Below are 21,827 nucleotides of genomic sequence, written 5' to 3' on the forward strand. Positions count from 1 at the left end.
ACTACTACCAATAGCGTTCCCGCCTGTCTATAGTGGGCCGCTTTCTTTGCCGCTTCAGGCAGACATCAGGAGGAAACTATGAAAATTAACGCACTGGTCGCGCAGCAGGCTACGCAACCGCTGGCGGCGGGTCAGATTGAACTGCGCGAGTTGCAGCCGGACGACGTTAAAATTGCCATCACCTACTGCGGCGTATGCCATTCCGATCTGCATATGGCGCGCAATGAGTGGGGCGTAAGCCGCTATCCGCTGGTGCCGGGCCATGAAATTGTCGGACGCGTCGAAGCCGCCGGTGCCAACGTAACCCGCTTCAAAGCGGGCGACATTGTTGGCGTCGGCGTTATGGTTGACTCCTGTGGGCAGTGCCATTTTTGCCAGCAGCAGGAAGAACAGTACTGTGAGGCGGGCTTTACCCCGACCTATAACGGCACCGACAAATATACCGGTAATACCACCTTCGGCGGCTACGCTCAGCATTTAATTGCCGATCAGCAGTTTGTGGTTTCCATCCCGCAGAACCTTGACCTGAAAGCAGTTGCGCCGCTGCTGTGCGCGGGCGTCACCGTCTGGTCGCCGCTGCGTCACTATAATGTGCAGCCGGGCGATAAAGTCGGCGTTATCGGACTGGGCGGTCTGGGGCATATGGCGGTTAAGCTGGCCAGCGCGCTGGGCGCAGAGGTGACGCTGTTTACCACCTCGCCGGAGAAGGGCGAGGATGCACGTCGCCTGGGCGCCAGCCACGTAGTGGTCTCGCGTGATGCACAGCAGATGGCGGCCTGTCAGACCTCGCTTGATATTATTCTCGACTGCGTTGCCGCGCCGCACGATCTCGATCCTTATCTGGCGACGTTGAAAACCAACGGACAGCTGGTTTTAGTGGGCATTCCCGATCGACCGCACCCGTCGCCGAACGTTACGCCGATGGTTTTTCGTCGTCTCAGCATTAGCGGCACCTCCATCGGCAGCATCCGCGAAACGCAGGAGATGCTCGATTTCTGCGGTCAGCACAATATTACCTCTGACGTTGAGATCATTGCTGGCGAAGAGATTGAAAGCGCCTTTGCTCGTATGCTGCAAGGCGATGTGAAATACCGCTTTGTTATCGATATGGAAAAGACGCGCTGGTAACAACAAAGGGGCTTAGGGATAAGCCCCTTGATATATAAGCATTTCAGCCTGAAATCGCCAGTTAAGCCAGGCGCTAAGCGCCTGCCCACACCCCTTGCATATCCTCTTTTTTTTGACCATCCCCTGCTGATTACAGTGAATGCTTCACCGCGGGCGGAAGTGATCAAAATTCATCCGGTAATCGCTCGGGGTTTAGACAACCTGGCCGATATAGTGAGCAGAGAGCGGTTACAGGCGCAAATTGACTGTAATCAGCAGCGCCATGCTCTCTCTGATCGAGCAAAGATTCACTGTAATCAGTAACCCATCCGCACGTCAGACCTGTTCACTGTAACCGGTAGAGAGCATGACAACAGGGAATATCGTCGGTACAGTCTGGCTTGCGCTATGTAAAAGGGGAGGGGAAGTGGAAAAACTGTTTGTCTATGGCACCTTATGTCCGGGGCGTTCTAATGCCCATATCCTGGAAAATATCGGCGGCGACTGGCTGGCGGGATGGGTTAATGGCATTCTGCATGAATCGGGCTGGGGTGCGGCGCTGGGGTTTCCCGCCATCCAGCTGGATGCGCAGGGCGCGCCCGTGCATGGCTTTGTGTTTCAGTCAGCCAGGCTGGCGCAGCACTGGCCAATGCTGGATGAGTTTGAAGCAGGTTACGATCGCGTGCCTGTTACAGTGAACACTGAAAAAGGCGATCGCGTTACCGCCTGGGTTTATCAAATCCAGCCCGCCTGAAAAGCCTGTGCCGGTAAGGAGTGCTGGCACAACAATGCATTACCTCTCGCGCTCCGCTTTAACAGCTGCCTGACGAAATATTGCCAAAATAGTGGCAATAGCGCCTCTCTCTGACTAGTTTTCTAATCGTCCTTGTTAACATTTTTTTTACGATCGCATCGCTGATGCGGCCTGTTTCTGGCTGCGCGGGCATCTTCGACCGCGCCTCACTTTCACCCCTGCGGCCAGGCGAGCGATGCCTGGCGATTTCCGGAGTCGATGATGAAAACCCCTAAAGACACGCGTTCTCTCGCTGCCTTCGCTGCTATCGGCGCATTAATGACGCCGCTCCCGGCGCTGGCGTGGGACAGCCTTACCGTGTTCGGCGACAGCCTGAGCGACAGCGGCAATATTGGCCGTTTTACCTGGGATGGCGGCCGTCATCCGCTCTATGACGAAATTCTGGCTGCGCATCTGGGGCAGGACTTACAGCGTTCAACGCTGGGCGGCAGTAACTATGCGCAGGGCGGCGCGGTATCTCGTCCCCGGCTCGACCCTCGACTTAACACCGAAGACCAGCTCGCCGGCTACCTGAGATCCACTGGGGGACGCGCCGACAGCAACGGGCTTTATATTCACTGGGTAGGCGCTAACGACGTCGCGGCCGCCGTTACTAATCCCCTTACCGCGTCCGATACCCTTGATACCAGCGCGGCAGCGGCCACGGCACAGGTAAAAACGCTGCTGGACGCCGGCGCAGGCGCGGTGATAGTGCCGACCGTACCGCAGCTGGGCGAAACGCCCTATATGATCTTAACGGTGCTGCGCGCGCTGGGGCCAGCCTCCAGCGCGGCGACGGCCGCCGCCTTTCAGTCGCTTAACGCTGCCGCCACGCCTGACAGCGCTTCGCGTCAGCAGGCGGTGCGCAACGCCTTTACTCAGGCGGCGGCGCAGGTATCTGGCGTGCCCGCCGTGCGCGACGCGCTGGCGGAGCAGCTCTATAACGCCTGGCAGGCGCTGAGCACGCAGGTCTCGGCGCTGACGGCGGGCTACAATCAGCAGGAAGAGCAGGGGCTGGCGACGCTCAACGGCAATATCGTGCGCGTCGATATCGCCGGGCTGTTTAACGAGGTGATCGCCGATCCGACCCGTTACGGCCTGACCAATACTATCGGCATCGCCTGTCCGGTCGGCACTGCGGCGGATGATTGCGCCTCTGACGACCCGGGTTTTTCCAGCGCGCAAGCCTATCTGTTTGCTGACCGCCTCCATCCCAGCCCCGACGTGCAGGCTATGATGGCGGACTATATTCAGTCGATTCTTGACGCGCCTGCGCAGGTCGCGGCTCTGTCGCAGGTGCCGCAATCCCTGTCGCGCGATATGCAAAACACGCTGGACGGGCATCTGCAACAGCAGCGGCATCAGGCGAACAGCGCGGGGGATCTTTCGGTGTTCGGCGGCTATGCCGGCCAGCATGTTGACTATAAAGGGGACGCCTGGTACAACGGCGACGCGACTACCGCCAGCTTCACGCTGGGCCTGGGCTATCAGATCACCGACAGCTGGCAGACTGGTGTGCTTTTTTCGAATACCAACCAGCGGCAGTCGCCTTCCTCGCGCTATGACTACCGCCTGCGCGGCAATCTGGTGGCGCTTTACAGCCAGCTGGAGCTGGGCGATCGGGCGTGGATCAACGCCGATCTTCACTATGCCGACCTGGATTTTGACGATATCGAGCGCGACATAAAAATTGGCCCGGCGACCCGCACCGAGCAGGGCAATACCGGCGGCAAGCTGCTGGGAATGCGCGTGCAGACCGGCTGGGATCTGCCGCTGAGCGCGCATCTCACTACCGGTCCGGTGGCAAGCTATGCGCTCGACTATGGCCGCATTGGCGGCTACCGCGAGGAGGGCAACAGCAGCACCTCGATGCGCTACGGCGATCAGACCAGCCACTCGCAAATTGGCGCGGTGGGCTGGCGCATTGACAGCCATCAGTGGCCGGTCAATCCCTGGGCGCAGGTGAGTTACAACCATCAGTTTGGCGATACCGACTCTACCGTTACCGCTGGTTTGAAGTCGACCCGCACCGCCTTCAGCCGCACCACGGGGGCGCGCGACAGCAACTGGCTGGATGCCGCCGTCGGCGCCAACGTACCGCTGGGGGAAACGGTTAACGCCTTCGCTGGCGTATCCGCCATAGGCGGCAACCGCGATGCGCATCAGGTCAGCTGGAATATCGGCGTAAACGCGACCTTTTAACTGACGCGGGCCAGCCTTGCGGGCTGGCCCGGTTTAAATGGGAGCCTGGCCAGAAGCTTTTAATTTGTACAGGAGTTTTAGGTCCACGGGAACGGGAACGTACGTTAAGAGGGCAATCCATTTTTATATTCAATTTTAATTTAGCAGGCAGGCCTCTATCAACGGCACAGTGTCTTACTAGCGCTGCTGACAGAAAATGCTGTGCTCAGCTGGTTCCTCTGAATCCTCAAAATTTCCGATTGTAGGGGAATGTTTTCTTCTCTGGATTTCCATCCACTTTTTATTGATTTTATATGGCGTAACCCCGTAATCGAGTAAGTGCCAGGTATATTGAAATCCTTCGGTAAACGAATAGTCATTAGCTCATCACGACCAAAATAGCTTTCAACATAACCGATGTTTAACGCACTTGATAATTCAGCCCTGGTTTTTTTATTACCTTCTCACTCCGCTGTGTTGAATCCATCCACCTGAATTTTTGTTGATTTATATCAAAGAAAAAAGAGTAGCATCGGCTAACCATTAATACTGTATGCACATACAGTTAATGTGGTTTGTGACTCAATAAAACAAGGAGTAAGCATGAGTGGGGATGGTGGTGACAATGCACACAATAACCAGTTCGGAGGCGGCAGTCGTGGCCCTACCGGAGGTGTAAACGGTGGGCCCACAGGTCTGGGGGGAGCGGACGCGGTGGTGGCTGGGGCTGGTCTTACAATCCGTCAAACAGTAGCTACGTTGATTCATCAGGTCAGCCTCATATCGTTATTGGGGGCGGCTGGAGCAGGGTTCCTGCGGGGAACAACGGGGGCGGCGGAAGCAGCAATGCGCCGGGTGGAAATACGGGGGGCGGGAGTCCTTCGGCCTTTGGCGCAGACGGCGTATTTATCGCAAACGTTGACGGTTACGTTTACCGCGTCACGCTTGACGGTAATGGAAACGCATCCGGGGTGACAAAGGTTTCAGAACCTCCGCGAACCGGTCAGGAACAGCTTCAGATTGCGGTGGCAAACGCCAACCACCGCCAGCCGGAAGAGATGTTTCCCCAGCTGGACCGCAGCAAAGGTGAGCCGGACAGGCAGGCCCGCGCAACGCAGCAGGCGGTTTCGCAGTACATGAGTAATCCGCAGAATCAGGCCCGCATCCAGCGAAAGGTCAGTACAGCGGTCGTGATTACAACACAGACAGGGCTGGCGGCCCGGTTCAGGATCTGGACTGGAGAGGCGCTACCATTGACCGCGCGGGCGTGGACAGGGTGAAGCTGCATACGGGGCGGTTTGGCGCATCACCAGACAATGAAGTCATGATAAATCGCCTGGAAAAAATCCTGAGGGGTGAACTGCAGCCTACCGATACGGACAAGCGTTTTTATACGCATGAAATCCGTGAGCTGGAGCGGTACAGGAATCTGGGAATTGCTGATGGTGAAATTCCTGAGAATGCAAATGAAGTGTGGAATAATACGCATACTGCAACACTTGAAGACTATAAAATAAACGAAATTGACCAGCCATTGTATACGCCAGAAGCGGATGAAGCGTATTGGAATGCTCAGGAGGGTAAATAATGTTAGATCTTGAAGGTATTTACAAAAATGAGAGTGTAGAGGATGTTCTCCTTCATTTTGCTCCACAAACACCTTATCCCGGCATTGATCGAATGTACGTTCGATTTAAATTTGATGTTATAGAAAATGGTGAATTACTTCGAACTTATCAACGTTTATGTAAAGAGGGCAAGTTGACTGAAACGGGTAAACCTCTTCCTGAAAAGGGCCCAAACTGGAAGGAACCCGCTTTCGTGACCCAGAAGAAGTACGGTATCGAATAATCGACGATACTTTCCGATGAATTCGTTTCAAACAGCGTCCGGCAGACTTGGGTTCGCCGGGCATTTTTTTACATTGAGAATTGCCCAGCTTGCGTCAAAGACAAAAGATGTCAGATTTTGCAGCACGTTAAACCAGGAGGCAGAATTTCTAAGCCGACACGTAACAGCGGTCTCAGGGATACATTTCGAATTAATTGAGCCAACACAGCCTTTACTTAACATAATAGATGTTGCCAGAATCATCCGATGGGTGCTGGCGATGTTTCCGGTAGCTCCTGAGTAAAAGAGCGACCTTAAAACCTCTACATCCCCGGAAACGCGCCAGATAAATGGCATATTACAGAATTCATTTTTGTGCCTGAAGGCCTTCTGGAGCAGCAGACAGGGCTTAATCTCGTTGAGATAATGATGGACACGGCAGGTGCCAGCGACATTATCTTTAACCTGTTTCGGTTACTGGGATATCAGTTCTCGCCCCGACTTGCTGATGCCGGTGAGAACGTTTTTGGCGGGTGGAGAAATTGACAGACTACGGCGCGCTGGATGCGCAGTCATGGAGAAGAAACCTAAGGTGAGGAGATCGCCCGGTTATCCCCACAGATGCACGGATATATCAATATACTGAGGTATTACAGGTTTACCCTGCCGGATGATATTCTAAACAGAGAACTCAGGCCATTAAATTTTATTGTAAACAATGAACTATCTCCTTAACGCAAGTTTCGTTATATTGGCCCTCAGACCCCGTGAAAGCAGCACGCGGATGAATAAGAGATCAGAAAGGGAAGGCGTCGCGTTTAATTAAACCGCGTTTATTTAGCGAAGCGCGATCTGTTTCGCTTATCGCGCGCATAAAAATATGCGCCAGGCTTCGCAACCCGGCGCACTCATTAGCGGTTTAGTCCTGACTGTAGAGCGTGTTTAGGCTACGGACAGCCTGTAAAGCCGGTTAACTGTCAGGAACCCCGGCGGCTGTTCTGCCCGCCTTTTTTACCCGCTTCGGACGCTTTTTCACGGTCGTTTTTAAAATTACCGCCGCTGTGCTGTCCGCCTTTACGACCAGCTTCTGACGCTCTTTCACGATCTTCAGCAAAGTTACCTGATCCGCCTCGATGTTGAGCCATAATGGGTCCTCTTCATGAGTTGAAAATAACACAGCAGAGGTGAAAAGCTGTGCGCGTCTTACCTTTTAAAGGTTAGAACCTCTGTTTCAATGCGCAAGCGCTACGGCAAGCGAGTATATTTCGCGGCGCGGGAGAGATATTTTTCCGGTGAGGGGAAGCGGCTGGAAATAAAAGAAAATACAGGTGAAGTTGTATAAAGATAATAACGGTGTACAGGTTCTGGCTAACGTAAAAAAATAAAAATAGTCTGCCGCGGCCTGCGACTCAGGCTGTTGCTGGCGAGATGGCCGCGCCGCAGCGCGGTCCGGTAAAGCGATCATTCGGCGGGCAGCCAGCGCGTCCGGGTCGCTTCGTCGTCATACTTGAGCGGCGAGGGCAGGGCGATCAGCTCAATCAGTACGCCGAACGGCGTCAGGCAAAACTAGGTCTGATTGCCCGGCCCCGCCTCCTGCGCAAAACAGTCGCTCGGGCCGTCATAAAAGCGCGCGCCGTGCGCCTTGAGCTTTTCCGCCGTCGCATTGATATCGTCCACCAGAATCGAGAAATGGTTAACACCCGCCTGGCCAATATTTGCCAGATCGTCGGCGATACCGGGATCCAGCTGAAACAGCTCAATATTACAGCCGTTGCCAAGGCGCAGCATCGACAGCCCGACCACGCTCAGCTGCGGCGGAAAGCCGTTCACCGGGCGCATCTGAGCCCCGCCGATACGCTGTTCGCTCTTTTGCCAGGGCACGATGCGGTAGAGAATGGACGCGTCGAGCGCGTCGATAAAAAAGTTTTCCGCCTGCTCAATATTGCTGACGGTGATGCCGATATGCTCAATGCCTCTGATCGCCATCAGGCTTCTCCCTCGGTTTTCTGACTATGTTGATGACAGGTCAATGCCTGCGCGGCGCAGATTAAGGCCAGGTGGCTGAGACCCTGCGGCAGGTTGCCGCGCCACTCGTTGCTGCGCACGTCAAACATCTCATTAAATATTTCAACGTTGCCGCTGTCGCACAGCGTCTCGAGGATCTCCTCCATGCAGGCGCGCGCCTTTTCAGGCTCGCCGATCGAGGCCCAGGCTTCCGCCAGCCAGAAGGAGCAGGCGATAAAAGTGCTCTCTTCTTCTTCCACGCCGCTGTAGCGATAGAGCATGGCGCGCCCCTGGCCCAGCTCGCGCTGGATTGCGGCGTAGGTGGAACGCATACGCGCCGGGTTTACCGCATTGCCGTAGTGGTGCACCAGCGCCAGCGACGCGTCGAGCCGATCTTCGCTGCCGACGTAAAACAGGTAGGCCTGCTTGCTCTCCGACCAGCAGTGCGCCTCTACCCAGTCGCGAATGCGGTCGCGCTCGCGCTCCCAGCGCTCCATCCAGGTTGGCTCGATATGGCGCGCCTTCGCCATGGCGACCGCGCGATCCAGCGCCAGCCAGCACGCCATTTTCGAATGGGTATAGTGCTGCTCGTCGTGAAGCTCCCAGATACCGGAATCTTTTAGCCGCCAGCGGTCGGCGCAGTGGTTAGCCAGCTGCCCCAGCAGGCGCGAGGTGCCGAGATCCAGTACGTGGCCTGCTTCGATAAAGAGCTGTGCCGTGGCGAGCATATCGCCATACATGCTGAGCTGCCGCTGGTCGCGGGCGTTGTTGCCGACGCGCACCGGCCGCGAATCTTTGTAGCCGCGCAGGGTCGGATAGCGCTCGGGCGGCACGATATCCCCTTCCAGCGTATAGCAGGTGCGCAGCTCGATGCCGTGGCGCAGGATAGTCTGCGACAGCCAGGAGAAGGCCGCTTTGCAGTCTTCCAGCGCGCCGAGGTAGACAAAAGCTTTAATAATCAGGCAGGCGTCGCGCACCCAGGCGTAGCGGTAGTCGTAATTTTTCTCGCCGCCGATGCCTTCCGGCAGCGAGGTGGTGGCCGCCGCGGCCAGCGCGCCGGTAGGGGAGTACCAGAGAAACTTCAGCGACAGGGCCGAGCGTTTGACGTGGACTTTATACTCGCCCTCATAGCTCAGGCTTTGCGTCCAGTCCTGCCAGGCGGTATGGCTGGTTTCAATGCGGGTATCGATAGCCTCGAGATCCGGCACCGCCAGCGGCTCGCGCTGGGTAATCAGCAGCGCCACCAGCGAACGGGAATCCTGCTGCGCGGTCAGTTCGGCAATCACCTGCTCGTCATCCATATGGGTAATCACTACGTCGTCGCTGGTGCGCAGCATCGCCATAATATCGCCGATATGAAAAACATTGCCCTGCGTGGTATTGGCCATCCACGGCGAACGCGTCTCCCCCACGGTACCAAAGCGCAGATGGAGTTTAAGCTTTACGCTGCCGCGCACGCCCTCCACGCGACGCGCCAGCTCGCTCCACGGCAGGCGGCCCGCCAGGGTGCTGTTCAGCGACTCCGTCAGGCGCACTTCGCCTTGCTCGGTGGTAAAGCAGGTTTCCAGCACGTTGCTCTCTTCGCGATAGCGTCGCTGCATGCGATAGGGTTCAACAGGCGTAAGCGCGAAAAAGCCGCCGATGTCTGGATCGAGCAAACGATCGAACAGCGGCGGCGAATCAAGATTGGGCGCACACCACCAGTCGATGGCGCCGTCGGGGGCAATCAGCGCGACCGAGCGTCCTTCGCCAATCGCTGCGTAGTCGCCGAGGCCAGCAAAACCCTCCTCGCGCACGGGCGAGGCGTAATCACCGTTTTTCATCAGAAGCATCCTTGTCTGAAACGCATTCTCTACAGACGAAAAAACTGGCCGCACAGGGCGGCCAGTTGGACGGATAGCAGGGAAGTTACAGCGTGCCGGTGCCGCCGTCGGAGCACCATACCTGACCAGAGGTATAGCTGCTCTCGACCGAGGCGAGCGTCACGTAGAGCGGCGCAATCTCTACCGGCTGGCCGGGACGACCCAGCGGCGCACTGGCACCAAACTCTTTTACTTTTTCCTGCGGCTGGCCGCCGGAAACCTGCAGCGGCGTCCAGTATGGGCCTGGCGCGACCGCATTCACGCGGATGCCTTCTTTGCCCAGCTGCTGCGCCATCGTCTTGGTAAAGGCGACGATACACGCTTTGGTTTGCGCATAATCGAGCAGAATCTCGCTCGGCTGATAGGCCTGCACGGATGAGGTGTTGATAATGGACGCGCCGCGCGGCAGGTAGTCAACCGCCGCTTTGGTGATCCAGAACATCGCATAGACGTTGGTTTTAAAGGTGGCGTCGAAGTCTTCAGTGGAGAGGGTACGAATAGATTCGTTAAACTGCTGACGACCGGCGTTGTTCACCAGAATATCCAGCCCGCCCAGCTTCTCTACCGCCTGTTTAACCAGCGACTGGCAAAAGGCTTCATCGCGGATATCGCCAGGGATCGCCACGGCTTTGCGGCCTTCTGCTTCAATCAGCTGAATAACTTCTGCCGCGTCAGACTCTTCTTCAGGCAGATAGTTAATCGCCACGTCAGCCCCTTCACGGGCGTAGGCGATAGCGACGGCGCGGCCGATACCGGAATCGCCGCCGGTAATCAGCGCCTTACGTCCGGTCAGGCGGCCCGTGCCGCGATAGGAGGTTTCCCCGTGGTCCGGAACCGGATCCATTTTGCTGGCAAGTCCTGGCACAGGTTGTTTCTGGCCCGGAAAAGAGGGTGTTGGAAATTCAACCGGGACGAGTGTTTTGTCGTTTTGATTACTCATGCTTCGCTCCTTGCACATCGTTTTCGGATAAGAATAAGCCTGGCACATATGTGAGGTTTGTCACATTTAATTTCGCGCTGGCTTATTAAATCCACCTGTTTAGGGATCAGCATTAATAATAAGACGCCTTTTTGAGTTTAAGGGCGAGCAGCACTGTTTTTTTTGCCACGGCTATTTAACTGACGGTTTAGTAAACGATTTATATAACCTGCGGTGACTTGAGGTTGCCAGCGAGTGCTGAGAGAGGGTAAGTGTTTAAATCCTATTAACTTCAGTTGCTTGGATATTGTTTCTGATTTTGCGTCTGCGGAAATATATAAATTTATTCTGGCCTGGTTTTTCAGCTGCGGCCGCTTTGTCTGGCGATGGCCGCGTACGCCGCCGCGGCGAGAAATTATATTCACTCGCCCTAAGCAAACCGGTAAATATTTTTTTTGACGGCAGCGTGGCGCGGGTGGAAAAATCGCGCGCATATTTATGCTGCGCGTCAGGTTCATAAAGGCAGAATACGCTGTATTTACTGCGGTTTCCCGCCGCCTGCCCCGCGCCTTTACGTTAACCTGAAGGCTCACTTTCTGCAGCGGGCAAATAAGGAGCGCGACGTGAGCGCGTCGACGGGAATTTCACTTAAAATTATGGCGACCCTTAGCTCGACGCTGATGCTTGCCTGCGTAAAAGGGCTGGAGGGGGCGCTGCCGGTCGGGGAGGTGATCTTCTTCCGCTCGCTGGTAGGCGTAATACCGCTGCTGCTATGGCTGACCTTTCAGGGCGGCATTATTCAGGGAATAAAAACCCGCAATGTGAAAGGGCATATCGGGCGCGGCCTGGCGGGCACCTGCAGCATGTACCTGAGCTATCTCTCGCTGATTTATATCTCCCTGACCGACGCCACCGCCATCAACTACGCCGCGCCGCTGTTCACCGTGCTGCTTGCCGCCGTGGTGCTGCGCGAAAAGGTGCGGCTCAACCGCTGGCTGTCGGTGGTGGCCGGTTTCGCGGGGATCGTGATTATGCTTTCCGGCCACCTGTCGCTCAGCGGCCCGCCCAGGCTGACGGTGGCCAGCCTGGCCTCTTCCGTCGGCGTGCTGCTGGCGCTGCTCTCGGCGCTCTGCACGGCGGGCGCGCTGATTCAGATCCGCTATCTGAGCGGCAAGGAGAAGCCGGGCGCGATCGCCTTCTGGTTTACCGCCATGACCGGCGCCACCTCGCTGCTGACGCTGCCGTTTGGCTGGCGCTTTCCGCAGGGCGAGCAGCTGCTTCTGCTGCTGGGATGCGGCGTGTGCGGCGGACTGACGCAAATTTTGCTGACGCTGAGCATGCGCTACGCTGACGCCTCGCTGCTGGCCCCGTTCGATTACAGCTCGCTGCTCTGGTCGGTGATTATCGGCGTGATTTTCCTGGGCGCGCTGCCGGAAAAGCTCACCCTGATCGGTGCCAGCCTGGTGGCGTTCGCCGGTATCTACTCGGTTTTAAGCGAGCGTCGCCGGGTGGCGTCAGCGCGATTCACTGCCCGCAGCGAGACCGCTGATTAACACGCCGTACTTGACGTCGGGCAGGCAGTTGCCCTACAACTAATGGCCGTCGGGGGAGTCTCGCCAGAGAGACTGAGAGGCTAAGAGCGCAGCGCGCGGTTTAGCGACCCTTTGAACCTGACCCAGTTGATACTGGCGTAGGAAGACTTGTATCTCATTGTTTTTACGCTTTATGAGATGCCTGCCGCGCGAGCTCGATCATTGCTCACGCTCTTTCCCTTCACGTATCACGGGTCGTCAACGTCGAGGCCAGCGTGAACCTAACTCTATTTCAAACACTTTTCTCTGTCAGGACCGCGTCATGAGCCGCTGGTCGGTACTCGGCAGCGGCGTCGCCGGGCTATGCGTCGCCACGCTGCTGGCTGAACAGGGCGAAACGCCAGAGGTAATCGTCAGCGACGAGACCCCCGCGTCGCACTGGGCAGGCGGTATGCTGGCGCCTTTCTGCGAAGGGGAGAGCGCGCCTGAACAGGTTATCGACCTGGGGCAGCGCGCCGCCGGATGGTGGGCGCAGCGGGTTGACGGCGTCGCGCATCAGGGCACGCTGGTGGTGGCGTCGCCGCGCGACGCGGCGGAGCTGACGCGCTTTGCCCGCATGACGCGGCAGCACCAGTGGGCGGATCCCGCGCAGCTTGAGCCTGAGCTGGCGGGGCGCTTTGCGCGCGGCCTGTTTTTCCCCGATGAAGCGCATCTTAATCCGCGCGACGCCCTGCGCCAGCTGCGCGCCAGCCTGGAGGCGCGCGGCGTCGCCTTTCACCGCGGTAAACCAGGCGGAACCCTTATCGACTGCCGCGGCATTCACGCCGTGGAACGTCAGCCTGAACTGCGCGCGGTGCGCGGCGAGATGCTGATCCTGCAGTGCGACGAACTTCATTTCTCCCGGCCGATCCGGCTGCTGCATCCGCGTTTTCCCTGCTATCTGGTGCCGCGCGCCGGGGGCCGCTTTATGCTCGGCGCCACTATGGTCGAGAGTGACGACGCCAGCCCGATTAGCGCCCGCGCCATGATGGAGCTGCTCAGCGCCGCCTGGAGCATCCACCCGGCGCTGGCCGAAGCGCGCATTGTCGAGAGCGGGACGGGACGACGTCCCGCCTATCGCCATAACCTGCCCGAAGTGCGCTACCGCGACGGCGTTTTCTCCCTTAACGGCATGTACCGCCACGGTTTTTTGCTTGCGCCCGCCATGGCGCAGCAGCTTATACAACTGCTTAGTCAGGAGTCGAATCATGCAAATCGAACTTAACGGTCAGCGAGTGGAAACCGAGGCGGCGACGGTCGCCGCGCTGCTGCAGGAGCGGCAGATCGACGCCGCCTGCGTCGCCAGCGCCTATAACGGCCAGTTTTTGCCGCGCGCGCAGTATAAGAGCCAGCGGCTAGAGGCGGGGTGCCGTCTCGAAGTGCTGTCGCCGATGCAGGGAGGCTAAACCATGTTCTACGGCTTTGTTCCCCGTTCGCGTTTTCTGCTTGGCACCGCTGGCTACCCGTCGCCCGCTGTTTTGCAGCAGGCGATCTGCGCTGCGGAGGCGGAGATCATCACCGTCAGCCTGCGGCGCGAAGGCAGCCAGGGCGGCGCGTTTCGCGATCTGCTCAGCCAGCTCAACCGCCGCGTGCTCCCCAATACCGCTGGCTGCCACAGCGTGAAAGAGGCGGTGACCACGGCGTATATGGCGCGCGAACTCTTCGACACCCCCTGGATAAAGCTGGAGGTGATCGGCAACGCCGACACGCTGCAGCCCGATCCCTTCGCGCTGGTAGAGGCGGCACGCATTCTCTGCGCGGACGGCTTCCAGGTTTTTCCCTATACCACCGAGGATGTGATTGTCGGCGAAAAGCTGCTGGAGGCGGGCTGCGAAGTGCTGATGCCCTGGGGCGCGCCCATCGGCTCTGGTCAGGGGCTGCGCAATATCGAAGGGCTACGCAGCTTCCGCGCCTGGTTCAGCGGGGTGCCGCTGGTGATTGACGCCGGTATCGGCGCGCCGAGCCAGGCGGCGCAGGCGATGGAGATGGGGTTTGACGCCATTCTGCTCAATACCGCGGTGGCGAAAGCGCAGGATCCGGCGGCGATGGCGGGCGCCTTCGCGGATGCGATCCGCGCGGGGCATCAGGCGCATCAGGCGGGCCTGATGGAGCGGCGCGATATGGCCGCCGCGTCAACGCCAGTGTTTGGTCTGGCGCAGCTCAGCTAACAGGACAAGATGATGAATCGTTATCAGCGGCAGCAGATGCTGCCGGAAATCGGCGAGGCGGGAGAGCGGCGGCTGCGCGCCGCGCGCGTGCTGGTGGTCGGCGCGGGCGGGCTGGGATCGGCGCTGCTGCCGCTGCTGGCGGGGGCGGGCGTCGGCTTTCTGCGCATCTGGGACCCTGACCGGGTGGAGCTGCACAATCTGCATCGCCAGACGCTCTACACCGAGGAGGATGTTGGCCAGCCTAAGGCGTTTTGCGCCGCGCGTGCGCTGGCCGCGCGCAACCGCGACTGCATCACCGAGGCGCAGCAGCAGGCGCTGCGCGCCAGTACCGTCGGGCAGGCGCTGTCGCAGGTGGACCTGGCGATCGACGCGGCGGACAGCTTCGCCGTGACCTATACGCTCTCCGACGCCTGCCAGCTGCGCAATATTCCGCTGATCAGCGCCTCGGTGCTGGGACGGCAGGGCTATGTCGGTGGCTTTTGCGGCACCGCGCCGGGCTATCGTGCCCTGTTTCCGCGGCTGCCCGCCTCGGCCGCCAGCTGTGCGACCGCGGGCGTTATGGGGCCGGCGGTGGCAACGCTGGGCGCGATGCAGGCGCAGATGGCGCTCAGCGTGCTGCTTGGCCTGACGCCGTCGCCGCTCGGTAGCCTGGTGAACTGCGACTTTAGCCAGTGGCACTTCCGCGCCTTTCGCTTTGACGACGCACAGGAGCCGACGCAGCCCGCCGTTCCCTTTATCGATCGCGATCTGCTGCGTGACGATGACTGTATCCTTGAGCTGCGCAGCCTGGCGGAAGCGCCGCACAGCGTGGCGGCGCAGGTCGAGCGGCTGCTGCCTGAGGCGATCGCTACATGGCAGCCGCCGGTCGGTCGGCGCGTGGTGCTGGTATGCGCCAGCGGCATTCGGGCGGCGAAGGCGGCGGACGCGCTGGCGCAGCGCGGCGTCAGCCAGCTGGCGATTATCGCGGCAAACCAGCTATGAGCCTGACGCCGTGCGGCCCCGATATTCTCTTCGACGACGTCACCTTCGGCTGGCAGAGCAAACCCCTCTGCGCGCGCTTTAGCCTGCGGCTGCGCGGCGGCAAAACCAACGCGCTGCTGGGCCGCAGCGGCGCGGGCAAGAGCACGCTGCTGCGACTGGCGGCGGGCCTGTCGACGCCGCAGCAGGGAGGCGTCAGCAGTTCGCTGCCGGGGGCGCTGTCGCAGCAGGTCGCCTGGATGGGGCAGCGTGACGATCTCTATCCCTGGCTGTCGGTGCGCGACAACGTCATGCTCAGCGCACGGCTCAACGGTCAGCGGCCCGACGGCAAACGCGCCGAGGCGCTGCTGGCGCAGGTTGACCTCGCCGGGCTGGGGGATGCGCGGCCCGATTCCCTCTCCGGCGGCATGCGCCAGCGCGTCGCGCTGGCGCGCACCCTCTATCAGGATCGCCCGGTGGTGCTGATGGATGAGCCGTTCGCCGCGCTCGACGTGATGACCCGACTCCGTCTGCAGAGCCTGACCGCCGGGCTGCTGCGCGGTAGAACGCTGCTGCTGGTGACGCACGATCCGCTCGAGGCGTGCCGCCTGGCGCATGATATCTGGCTGCTGGAGGATGTGCCGCTGCGCGTCCGCGACGTGCCCGCCCCCGATGGCGAGGTGCCGCGCTCGGCGCAGTCAGAGGCGATCCTGCGGGCGCAAAGCCAGCTGTTTCAGTTGCTCAGCCATGATTAAGCGCCTGCTAAGCCTGGCCTGGCTGCTGGCGATCGTCGGCGGCGCGTGGCAGCTGGCGCGCTACAGCGGCGTGCCCGCATTTATGCTGCCCTCTCCGCAGGCGGTGGGGCAGGCGCTGCGGCAACAGCACGCTCTGCTGGCCCATCACGCCCTCTATACCCTCGGCGAGATTGCGCTGGCGCTGCTGCTGGGCGGCGGCGCGGGCGTGCTGCTGGCGATCGCGATGGCCGCCAGCCCGCTGCTACGCCGCCTGCTGTTTCCGCTGGTCGCCGCCAGCCAGACCATTCCGGTATTCGCGCTGGCGCCGCTGCTGGTGCTGTGGCTCGGCTTCGGCGTCGCCTCCAAAGTGTTGGTCGCGGCGCTGATCGTCTTTTTCCCGCTCTGTCTGTCGCTGTTTGACGGGCTGTGTCGCACGCCGCCCGGCTGGCTGGAGCTGGCACAGACCATGAACCGATCGCGGCTGCGGCTCTTTCTGCACGTGCGCTGGCCCGCCGCGCTGCCGAACTTCTTTTCCGGCCTGCAGATGGCGGCGATCCTCGCGCCAGTAGGCGTGGTGATCGGCGAATGGGTCGGCGCCAGCGAAGGGCTTGGCTATCTGATGATGCACGCCAGCGCGCGTCTCGACACGCCGCTCAGTTTCGCCGCGCTGGCGCTGTTAATGCTGCTGGCGCTGCTGTTATCCGGCGTTGTCGCGCTGCTGCGCCGCCGCTTTCTCTACTCTGCATAAGGAATAATCGTGAAAAAAGTGATGCTGATGCTGGCGGCGCTGCTGATCGCTGCGGCCGCGCCCGCCGAGGCGGCGCAGAAGGTGCGCCTGCTGCTCGACTGGTTCGTTAATCCCAACCATGCGGCGATCTTTGCCGCCAAAGAGAGCGGCGCCTTTGCGCGTCAGGGGCTGGACGTCGAGATGATTGCGCCGGCGGACTCCGCCTCGGTGCCGCTGCTGCTTGCGGCAGGGAAGGCGGACCTCGCCGTAGGCTACCAGCCGCAGCTCTATACGCTGGTGGATAAAGGGGTACCGGCGATCCGCGTCGGCACGCTGATCGACCAGCCGCTCAACACCCTGACCGCGCTGAAAAGCAGCGATATCCACAGGCTAAAAGATTTCGAGGGAAAAACGCTCGGCTACGCTATTCCCGGCTTTGAAGATGTCGCCATCCAGACCATGCTCAGGTCAGCGGGCGTGGACGTCGATAAGGTAAAGCTGATCAACCTCAATATGGATGCCGCCTCGGCGCTGCTCAGCCACAAAATCAGCGGCGCGATGACCATTTATCGCAACTATGAGCTGCTGGAGCTTAAGCAGCAGGGCGCGGATACCCTGACGTTCAAGCCGGAAGATCACGGGGTGCCCGCCTATGACGAACTGATCCTGCTGGCCAACGCTAATACGGCGGCGACCGATCCGCGCATTGGCAAGTTTCTTCACGGGCTGAACGAGGGGGTTACTTACCTGCGCGCGCATCCGCAAGCGGTCTGGCAGGCATTTATCCGCGCTTACCCGGAACTCGACACGCCGCTTAACCATCAGGCGTGGCAGGCGACGCTGCCGCTGTTCGCCAGCGATGCCGGCCGATTCGACGCGGCGCGCTATCAGGCTTTTGCCCGCTATATGCTGGACAATAAGCTTATCAGCCAGATGGCACCGATGACGCGCTACTCGCTGCCGTCGCAGTAAATGCGCGCTTTGTCTCATGCCCTTTAGCCGACGCGACTAGACTAAAGAAAAAGGATAAGGAGCTTACGATGACAGAGAAGATCAGGCTGGTGGCGGGCGATATTACCAAAATTGAGGCTGACGCTATCGTTAACGCGGCGAACAGCTCGCTGCTCGGCGGGGGCGGCGTGGACGGCGCGATTCACCGCGCCGGCGGGCCGGAGATACTGGAGGCGTGCAAAATCATTCGCAACCGTCAGGGCGGCTGTCATACCGGCGACGCGGTGATCACTACCGCAGGCAAACTGCCCGCGCGCTATGTGATCCATACTGTCGGGCCGGTCTGGAACGGCGGCAGTCAAAAAGAGGCGGAGCTGCTAAAGCGCGCCTATCAGAGCTGCTTTGCGCTGGCGCGCCAGCACGATATCAGAACGCTCGCCTTTCCCAGCATCAGCACCGGCATCTACCGCTTTCCAAAGCAGAAGGCGGCTGAGATTGCGCTGGCGGCGATGCGCGAGGCGCTGGCGGACAATCCCGCGCTGGAAGAGGTGATCGTCGTCTGCTTCGATGAGGAGAATTTCGAGATATATGCCGGACTGCTGAACTAATTCATCACCAGACCAAGGATAAGCAGTACCACAGCCACCACCGCATAGACGCCCGCTCGCGTCAGCAGGTTTTTCTGCTGGCGCTTAACGCCCGTGATTAAGAATCCCAGCGCGATGCAGAGCGCCATAAGCGAAACCAGTAAGTATGCAGACATGCCAGACTCCCGCTAAAAAAAGCCTTATTTAACATAGCAGCAGCGGGGGTGATAGCCGATTTACACTTCTACTAAAAACTTATGCCAGCCCTGGCGTGCCGGCAGGAGGATCCCTGCGTGATAACTCTGTTTGCGTGAACAGTTTCACTTTTCATTTACCGGTGAAAAAAGTGACCAGACTCCGACGCGGCTGAGGATAACGGTAATAAAGCGTGAGGCAGAGATAATCCAGGGGAGGAATAAGCGCAAAGCAATATCGCTCAATAAGTAATGACAAAAAAAGAAATTTTTATGTCAAGAATAATTCATGCAGAAAATTCCTAAAAAAATTCACCGATTTAAATCAAATCCCGATAAAATGCCTGAACCATCCCGCCTCTTCTTACTGATTTAATGAATTATTATTCTCCTGATGACAGGCATCTGAAGTTGCGCTCGACACGATTTGTCAGGCGCATGTTTGCTATGCGACAGCTGGGCACGATTCTCTGCTTCTATCCCATTCTGTCGGTATTAATGGAGTCAGGAACAAGCCTGAGCATCTGCGCGCTGCTGTTTGTTAACGCCTTTTTCTGGCCCTGGCTGGCGTGGCGGCTGGCGCTCGCCTCGGACGATCCTACCGGTCGCGAGCGCGCCAGCCTGACGCTGGACGCCGCCTTTGGCGGCGTCTGGATTGCGGTAATGGCGATTAGCCCGCTGCCGTCGTTCGTGATCATGGCGATTCTGGTGGCGGATCGCTACGCAGCGGGCGGCTGGGCGCAGCTTATTGCCGCGCTGCGGGCGTTTCTGGTGGCTTTTGCGCTGGTGTGGGCGCTGGAGGGCGCGCCGGTGAATATGAGTTTCAGCACCCGCACGGTGTGGCTGTCGCTGCCGCTCGCGACCTTCTATCTGCTGGCGTTAAGTGTGGTCTCCTATAATCTGACGCTGAGCCTGCGCCTGAAAAATCGCGAGCTGGAGCGTATCGCGCTGATGGATCCGGGGCTGAAAATCCCCAACCGGCGGCTGTTTGAACGCCGTCTGGAGAGCGAGTTTCTGCGCACCCGCCGTGGGGAAAGCGCTGCCTGGCTGATGCTTATTGACGTCGATCATTTTAAAGCGGTTAACGACAGTTTCGGCCATGAAGCGGGGGATTTTTTGCTGGCGGAGATCTCTGCGCTGCTGCGCGACGGCGTCGGCATTGAGGATATTCCGGCGCGCTTCGGCGGCGACGAGCTGTGCGTTATCGTGCGTGATGCCCAGGACGCGGGCATTCTGACGCTGGCGCAAACCTTGAAGGATCGTATCGCGCAGCTCCGTCTGCCCGCCTCGGCTGATTTTTCCTGCACCGTGAGCATCGGCATCGCGCCGGCCAGCAAGGCGGATTCTATCCATCACTGGCTGCGTCACGCCGATGAAGCGCTCTACCAGGTAAAACGCGCCGGGCGCAACGGCGTGCGTCTCTGGCAGCCGGCGTAAGGGCAGAGTGAGGCGCCGATTGCCGCTAGCGGGGCGCAACCGGCGACCTTTTGCGCCACAGAGCGCCAGACCGCTTATTGCTGCGATGCGCCGCAGCCTTAACTAAGCAAGAGGGGGCCTGCGATCGGGGAAAGGGTTATTTTTTGCTGGCCGATCCCGGTTCTGAAATCATACGGTGGCGCTGCGCCTTCTGAGATTCACTTTGCAGACGGTTAAGCACGTCGCCTTCATGTTCGGCCTCATCGCTGCCGTAAACGTATTCATGACCGCTCATCAGCGCGTACCAGGCGCGCTCCGCGACCTCTTCGGGTTTCGTCGGCTGCGACGCGCCAACGGCGGTGTCGCTCTGACCCGCATTTTTAAAGAAATTCGTTTCGGTGGCACCGGGCATCAGCAGGGTCATATTCAGGCCGCTGCCCTTTAGTTCATTGCGAATCGCCCAGAAAAAGGAGTTGACGAAAGCCTTAGACGCGCCATAAACCGCCTCAAAAGGAACGGGCGTCGTCCCTGAAACTGAGGAGGTCATCAGAACGTGGCCGACGCCGCGCTGAATCATATCGGGCAGAAAAATCTTTGACAGATGGACATAAGAATCCACATTCAGCCTGATAAGCTGAAGCTCTTTTTCCAGCGCTGTTCCGCCGATAAAGCCTCCTCCCAGACCCTGACCGGCGTTGATAACAAGCGCATCGATATCTCTGCCGAGGCCGTCGACTTTCTTCTTAAGCGTCTCAATCTCTTCATAGCGGCTGAGATCGGCGGCGTAAGGCTGTACGCGGCCGCCAAATTCCCGCAGCGCTTCACAGGCGTTATTTAGCTTCTCTTCATTTCTGGCGACGGCAATAATATCGTAATCGTTTTTAGCGAAAAGCTTCGCCAGTTCGAAGCCGATGCCGTTTGATGCCCCGGTAATAAAAGCCAGTTTATTGCTCACTCTTTTCCCCTTGTTTTCATGAACGTCTGGTAAGCCTGGCACGAAAAAGGGGCTGATGCGTTTTTGTAACGGGCAGGAGGGGTGAGCCTGAAGGGGTGAAAGGGGGAGAACGCGACCTGCGCCTTTTACGCGACGGCCCGCCAGGCGGGGAGATCCCCGCCTGCACAGGGGTTAAATCGCGACGAGGTTTCTGACGCCCTCTGCCGCCATGCTGGCACCAGCGCCGCGCTGTATAATCTCGCCGCGCGACATAACCAGATAGCTATCCGCTAACGCTGCGGCAAAATCATAAAACTGCTCCACCAGCAGAATCGCCATCTCGCCTCTGCCGGCCAGCTGGCGAATGACTTCGCCGATCTCCTTGATCACCGAAGGTTGGATCCCTTCCGTCGGCTCGTCGAGGATTAAAAGCTGCGGCTTACAGGCCAGCGCCCGGCCAATGGCCAGCTGCTGCTGCTGTCCGCCCGAGAGATCGCCGCCGCGTCGGGCTTTCATCTCCCGCAAGACAGGAAACAGCTGATAGATCTCATCCGGCACCGTTCTGGCCTGCGCGCCAGAAAAGCGGGCCAGGCCTATCAGCAGATTCTCTTCTACCGTCAGGCGCGGGAAAATTTCACGCCCCTGCGGCACCCAGGCGATGCCCGCCTGCACGCGCTGGTGCGGTTTACGGCTGTTGATCACCTTATCGTGCCAGCGGATCTCGCCAGATTTCGCCGGGATCAGCCCCATCAGGCATTTTAACAGCGTGGTTTTTCCCACGCCGTTGCGCCCCAGCAGGCAGGTAATCTCGCCCGGCTTCACCTCAAAGGAGAGGCCGCGCAGGATATGGCTTCCACCATAATATTGATTCAGTTCAGAAACTTGCAGCATC

At 59.1% G+C, this 21,827-nt stretch carries 21 protein-coding genes, 2 pseudogenes and 1 riboswitch; of the genes and pseudogenes, 16 read left to right on the forward strand and 7 right to left on the reverse strand.

All coding sequences use genetic code 11. The features are described 5' to 3' along the window. Window positions 1-78 precede the first annotated feature (78 nt). From MHZ97_RS18235 to MHZ97_RS18260, 6 genes and pseudogenes are all read left to right on the forward strand, one after another. Window positions 79-1,128: an NAD(P)-dependent alcohol dehydrogenase gene (locus MHZ97_RS18235; protein WP_239315334.1), complete on the forward strand. Its 1,050-nt coding sequence runs from the start codon at window positions 79-81 to the stop codon at window positions 1,126-1,128. Window positions 1,129-1,534: 406 nt separating this feature from the next. Continuing rightward, complete coding sequence (locus MHZ97_RS18240) at window positions 1,535-1,861, forward strand: gamma-glutamylcyclotransferase (protein ID WP_103796979.1); 327 nt, start codon at window positions 1,535-1,537, stop codon at window positions 1,859-1,861. 261 nt (window positions 1,862-2,122) lie between these two features. Continuing rightward, a complete protein-coding gene (locus MHZ97_RS18245) occupies window positions 2,123-4,102 on the forward strand; it encodes an autotransporter outer membrane beta-barrel domain-containing protein (RefSeq protein WP_103796978.1) in 1,980 nt (659 codons plus the stop codon). A gap of 1,135 nt (window positions 4,103-5,237) precedes the next feature. Further along, window positions 5,238-5,669, forward strand: a pseudogene (locus tag MHZ97_RS18250) (klebicin D activity protein); the annotation flags it as partial. Beyond that, window positions 5,669-5,932 (forward strand): immunity protein, encoded by a 264-nt coding sequence (locus MHZ97_RS18255; RefSeq protein ID WP_239315336.1) that lies wholly within the window; start codon window positions 5,669-5,671, stop codon window positions 5,930-5,932. The pseudogene MHZ97_RS18250 and the gene MHZ97_RS18255, both read left to right, overlap by 1 nt. 300 nt (window positions 5,933-6,232) lie before the next feature. After that, window positions 6,233-6,646, forward strand: a pseudogene (locus tag MHZ97_RS18260) (Tn3 family transposase); the annotation flags it as partial. Between the two features lie 242 nt (window positions 6,647-6,888). Here MHZ97_RS18260 and MHZ97_RS18265 read toward each other — a convergent pair. The 4 genes from MHZ97_RS18265 to MHZ97_RS18280 form a co-directional block, all read right to left on the reverse strand. Then, the gene (locus MHZ97_RS18265; RefSeq protein WP_103796973.1) at window positions 6,889-7,056 is read right to left on the reverse strand and encodes a general stress protein; all 168 of its coding nucleotides are present in this window, start codon (window positions 7,054-7,056) and stop codon (window positions 6,889-6,891) included. Window positions 7,057-7,477: 421 nt separating this feature from the next. Then, window positions 7,478-7,897, reverse strand: a complete 420-nt coding sequence (locus MHZ97_RS18270; RefSeq protein ID WP_239315337.1) for a VOC family protein — start codon at window positions 7,895-7,897, stop codon at window positions 7,478-7,480. Continuing rightward, window positions 7,897-9,738 carry a glycoside hydrolase family 15 protein gene (locus tag MHZ97_RS18275; protein WP_239315338.1) on the reverse strand — a complete coding sequence of 614 codons (1,842 nt, stop codon included), beginning with the start codon at window positions 9,736-9,738 and terminating at the stop codon, window positions 7,897-7,899. The genes MHZ97_RS18270 and MHZ97_RS18275 overlap by 1 nt, the downstream gene beginning before the upstream one ends. Before the next feature lie 85 nt (window positions 9,739-9,823). Further along, a complete protein-coding gene (locus MHZ97_RS18280; RefSeq protein ID WP_239315339.1) occupies window positions 9,824-10,717 on the reverse strand; it encodes an SDR family oxidoreductase in 894 nt (297 codons plus the stop codon). Between the two features lie 602 nt (window positions 10,718-11,319). Here MHZ97_RS18280 and MHZ97_RS18285 point away from each other — a divergent pair. The 9 genes from MHZ97_RS18285 to MHZ97_RS18325 all read left to right on the forward strand — a co-directional run bounded on the left by MHZ97_RS18285 (window position 11,320) and on the right by MHZ97_RS18325 (window position 18,412). Further along, window positions 11,320-12,249: a DMT family transporter gene (locus tag MHZ97_RS18285; protein WP_239315340.1), complete on the forward strand. Its 930-nt coding sequence runs from the start codon at window positions 11,320-11,322 to the stop codon at window positions 12,247-12,249. A gap of 41 nt (window positions 12,250-12,290) precedes the next feature. Further along, window positions 12,291-12,410: riboswitch (TPP riboswitch) on the forward strand. Between the two features lie 140 nt (window positions 12,411-12,550). Further along, entirely contained in the window at window positions 12,551-13,492 is a 942-nt protein-coding gene (locus MHZ97_RS18290; protein WP_239315341.1) for an FAD-dependent oxidoreductase, read from the forward strand. Beyond that, window positions 13,476-13,673, forward strand: coding sequence for a sulfur carrier protein ThiS (gene thiS, locus MHZ97_RS18295; RefSeq protein WP_239315342.1), 198 nt, complete (start codon window positions 13,476-13,478; stop codon window positions 13,671-13,673). Before MHZ97_RS18290 ends, thiS begins: the two co-directional genes overlap by 17 nt. Window positions 13,674-13,676: 3 nt before the next feature. Next, window positions 13,677-14,435 carry a thiazole synthase gene (locus MHZ97_RS18300; RefSeq protein ID WP_103796967.1) on the forward strand — a complete coding sequence of 253 codons (759 nt, stop codon included), beginning with the start codon at window positions 13,677-13,679 and terminating at the stop codon, window positions 14,433-14,435. A gap of 12 nt (window positions 14,436-14,447) precedes the next feature. Then, the gene (locus tag MHZ97_RS18305) at window positions 14,448-15,416 is read left to right on the forward strand and encodes a HesA/MoeB/ThiF family protein (protein ID WP_103796966.1); all 969 of its coding nucleotides are present in this window, start codon (window positions 14,448-14,450) and stop codon (window positions 15,414-15,416) included. After that, complete coding sequence (locus MHZ97_RS18310) at window positions 15,413-16,147, forward strand: ABC transporter ATP-binding protein (protein WP_239315343.1); 735 nt, start codon at window positions 15,413-15,415, stop codon at window positions 16,145-16,147. The genes MHZ97_RS18305 and MHZ97_RS18310 overlap by 4 nt, the downstream gene beginning before the upstream one ends. Next, window positions 16,140-16,874, forward strand: a complete 735-nt coding sequence (locus MHZ97_RS18315) for an ABC transporter permease (RefSeq protein WP_239315344.1) — start codon at window positions 16,140-16,142, stop codon at window positions 16,872-16,874. The genes MHZ97_RS18310 and MHZ97_RS18315 overlap by 8 nt, the downstream gene beginning before the upstream one ends. A gap of 9 nt (window positions 16,875-16,883) precedes the next feature. Further along, window positions 16,884-17,825, forward strand: coding sequence for an ABC transporter substrate-binding protein (locus MHZ97_RS18320; protein WP_239315345.1), 942 nt, complete (start codon window positions 16,884-16,886; stop codon window positions 17,823-17,825). 68 nt (window positions 17,826-17,893) lie between these two features. Further along, window positions 17,894-18,412: an O-acetyl-ADP-ribose deacetylase gene (locus tag MHZ97_RS18325; RefSeq protein ID WP_103796962.1), complete on the forward strand. Its 519-nt coding sequence runs from the start codon at window positions 17,894-17,896 to the stop codon at window positions 18,410-18,412. Here the strand turns inward: MHZ97_RS18325 and MHZ97_RS18330 are convergent. Beyond that, complete coding sequence (locus MHZ97_RS18330; RefSeq protein WP_158253400.1) at window positions 18,409-18,567, reverse strand: hypothetical protein; 159 nt, start codon at window positions 18,565-18,567, stop codon at window positions 18,409-18,411. The two genes, MHZ97_RS18325 and MHZ97_RS18330, sit on opposite strands and share 4 nt — an antisense overlap. 393 nt (window positions 18,568-18,960) lie before the next feature. On the opposite strand from MHZ97_RS18330, the gene MHZ97_RS18335 reads away from it, so the two are divergent. Beyond that, the gene (locus MHZ97_RS18335) at window positions 18,961-20,022 is read left to right on the forward strand and encodes a diguanylate cyclase (RefSeq protein WP_103796961.1); all 1,062 of its coding nucleotides are present in this window, start codon (window positions 18,961-18,963) and stop codon (window positions 20,020-20,022) included. A 136-nt stretch (window positions 20,023-20,158) separates the two neighbouring features. On the opposite strand, the gene MHZ97_RS18340 is transcribed toward MHZ97_RS18335, so the two are convergent. Both MHZ97_RS18340 and urtE read right to left on the reverse strand, forming a co-directional pair. Next, window positions 20,159-20,956, reverse strand: coding sequence for an SDR family oxidoreductase (locus tag MHZ97_RS18340; RefSeq protein WP_199187353.1), 798 nt, complete (start codon window positions 20,954-20,956; stop codon window positions 20,159-20,161). A gap of 171 nt (window positions 20,957-21,127) precedes the next feature. Beyond that, window positions 21,128-21,826 (reverse strand): urea ABC transporter ATP-binding subunit UrtE, encoded by a 699-nt coding sequence (gene urtE, locus MHZ97_RS18345; RefSeq protein ID WP_103796960.1) that lies wholly within the window; start codon window positions 21,824-21,826, stop codon window positions 21,128-21,130. Window position 21,827 lies beyond the last annotated feature (1 nt).

The sequence above is a fragment of the Pantoea sp. ACRSC genome, from assembly GCF_022346785.1.
GTDB classification, from domain to species: domain Bacteria; phylum Pseudomonadota; class Gammaproteobacteria; order Enterobacterales; family Enterobacteriaceae; genus Pantoea; species Pantoea alvi.

Coding starts and splice junctions, on each gene's coding strand:
- MHZ97_RS18235 (WP_239315334.1), top strand. CDS start 79: ATGAAAATTAACGCACTGGTCGCGCAGCAGGCTACGCAACCGCTGGCG.
- MHZ97_RS18245 (WP_103796978.1), top strand. CDS start 2,123: ATGAAAACCCCTAAAGACACGCGTTCTCTCGCTGCCTTCGCTGCTATC.
- MHZ97_RS18255 (WP_239315336.1), top strand. CDS start 5,669: ATGTTAGATCTTGAAGGTATTTACAAAAATGAGAGTGTAGAGGATGTT.
- MHZ97_RS18265 (WP_103796973.1), bottom strand. CDS start 7,056: ATGGCTCAACATCGAGGCGGATCAGGTAACTTTGCTGAAGATCGTGAA.
- MHZ97_RS18270 (WP_239315337.1), bottom strand. CDS start 7,897: ATGGCGATCAGAGGCATTGAGCATATCGGCATCACCGTCAGCAATATT.
- MHZ97_RS18275 (WP_239315338.1), bottom strand. CDS start 9,738: ATGAAAAACGGTGATTACGCCTCGCCCGTGCGCGAGGAGGGTTTTGCT.
- MHZ97_RS18280 (WP_239315339.1), bottom strand. CDS start 10,717: ATGAGTAATCAAAACGACAAAACACTCGTCCCGGTTGAATTTCCAACA.
- MHZ97_RS18290 (WP_239315341.1), top strand. CDS start 12,551: ATGAGCCGCTGGTCGGTACTCGGCAGCGGCGTCGCCGGGCTATGCGTC.
- thiS (WP_239315342.1), top strand. CDS start 13,476: ATGCAAATCGAACTTAACGGTCAGCGAGTGGAAACCGAGGCGGCGACG.
- MHZ97_RS18300 (WP_103796967.1), top strand. CDS start 13,677: ATGTTCTACGGCTTTGTTCCCCGTTCGCGTTTTCTGCTTGGCACCGCT.
- MHZ97_RS18305 (WP_103796966.1), top strand. CDS start 14,448: ATGAATCGTTATCAGCGGCAGCAGATGCTGCCGGAAATCGGCGAGGCG.
- MHZ97_RS18310 (WP_239315343.1), top strand. CDS start 15,413: ATGAGCCTGACGCCGTGCGGCCCCGATATTCTCTTCGACGACGTCACC.
- MHZ97_RS18315 (WP_239315344.1), top strand. CDS start 16,140: ATGATTAAGCGCCTGCTAAGCCTGGCCTGGCTGCTGGCGATCGTCGGC.
- MHZ97_RS18325 (WP_103796962.1), top strand. CDS start 17,894: ATGACAGAGAAGATCAGGCTGGTGGCGGGCGATATTACCAAAATTGAG.
- MHZ97_RS18330 (WP_158253400.1), bottom strand. CDS start 18,567: ATGTCTGCATACTTACTGGTTTCGCTTATGGCGCTCTGCATCGCGCTG.
- MHZ97_RS18335 (WP_103796961.1), top strand. CDS start 18,961: ATGAATTATTATTCTCCTGATGACAGGCATCTGAAGTTGCGCTCGACA.
- urtE (WP_103796960.1), bottom strand. CDS start 21,826: ATGCTGCAAGTTTCTGAACTGAATCAATATTATGGTGGAAGCCATATC.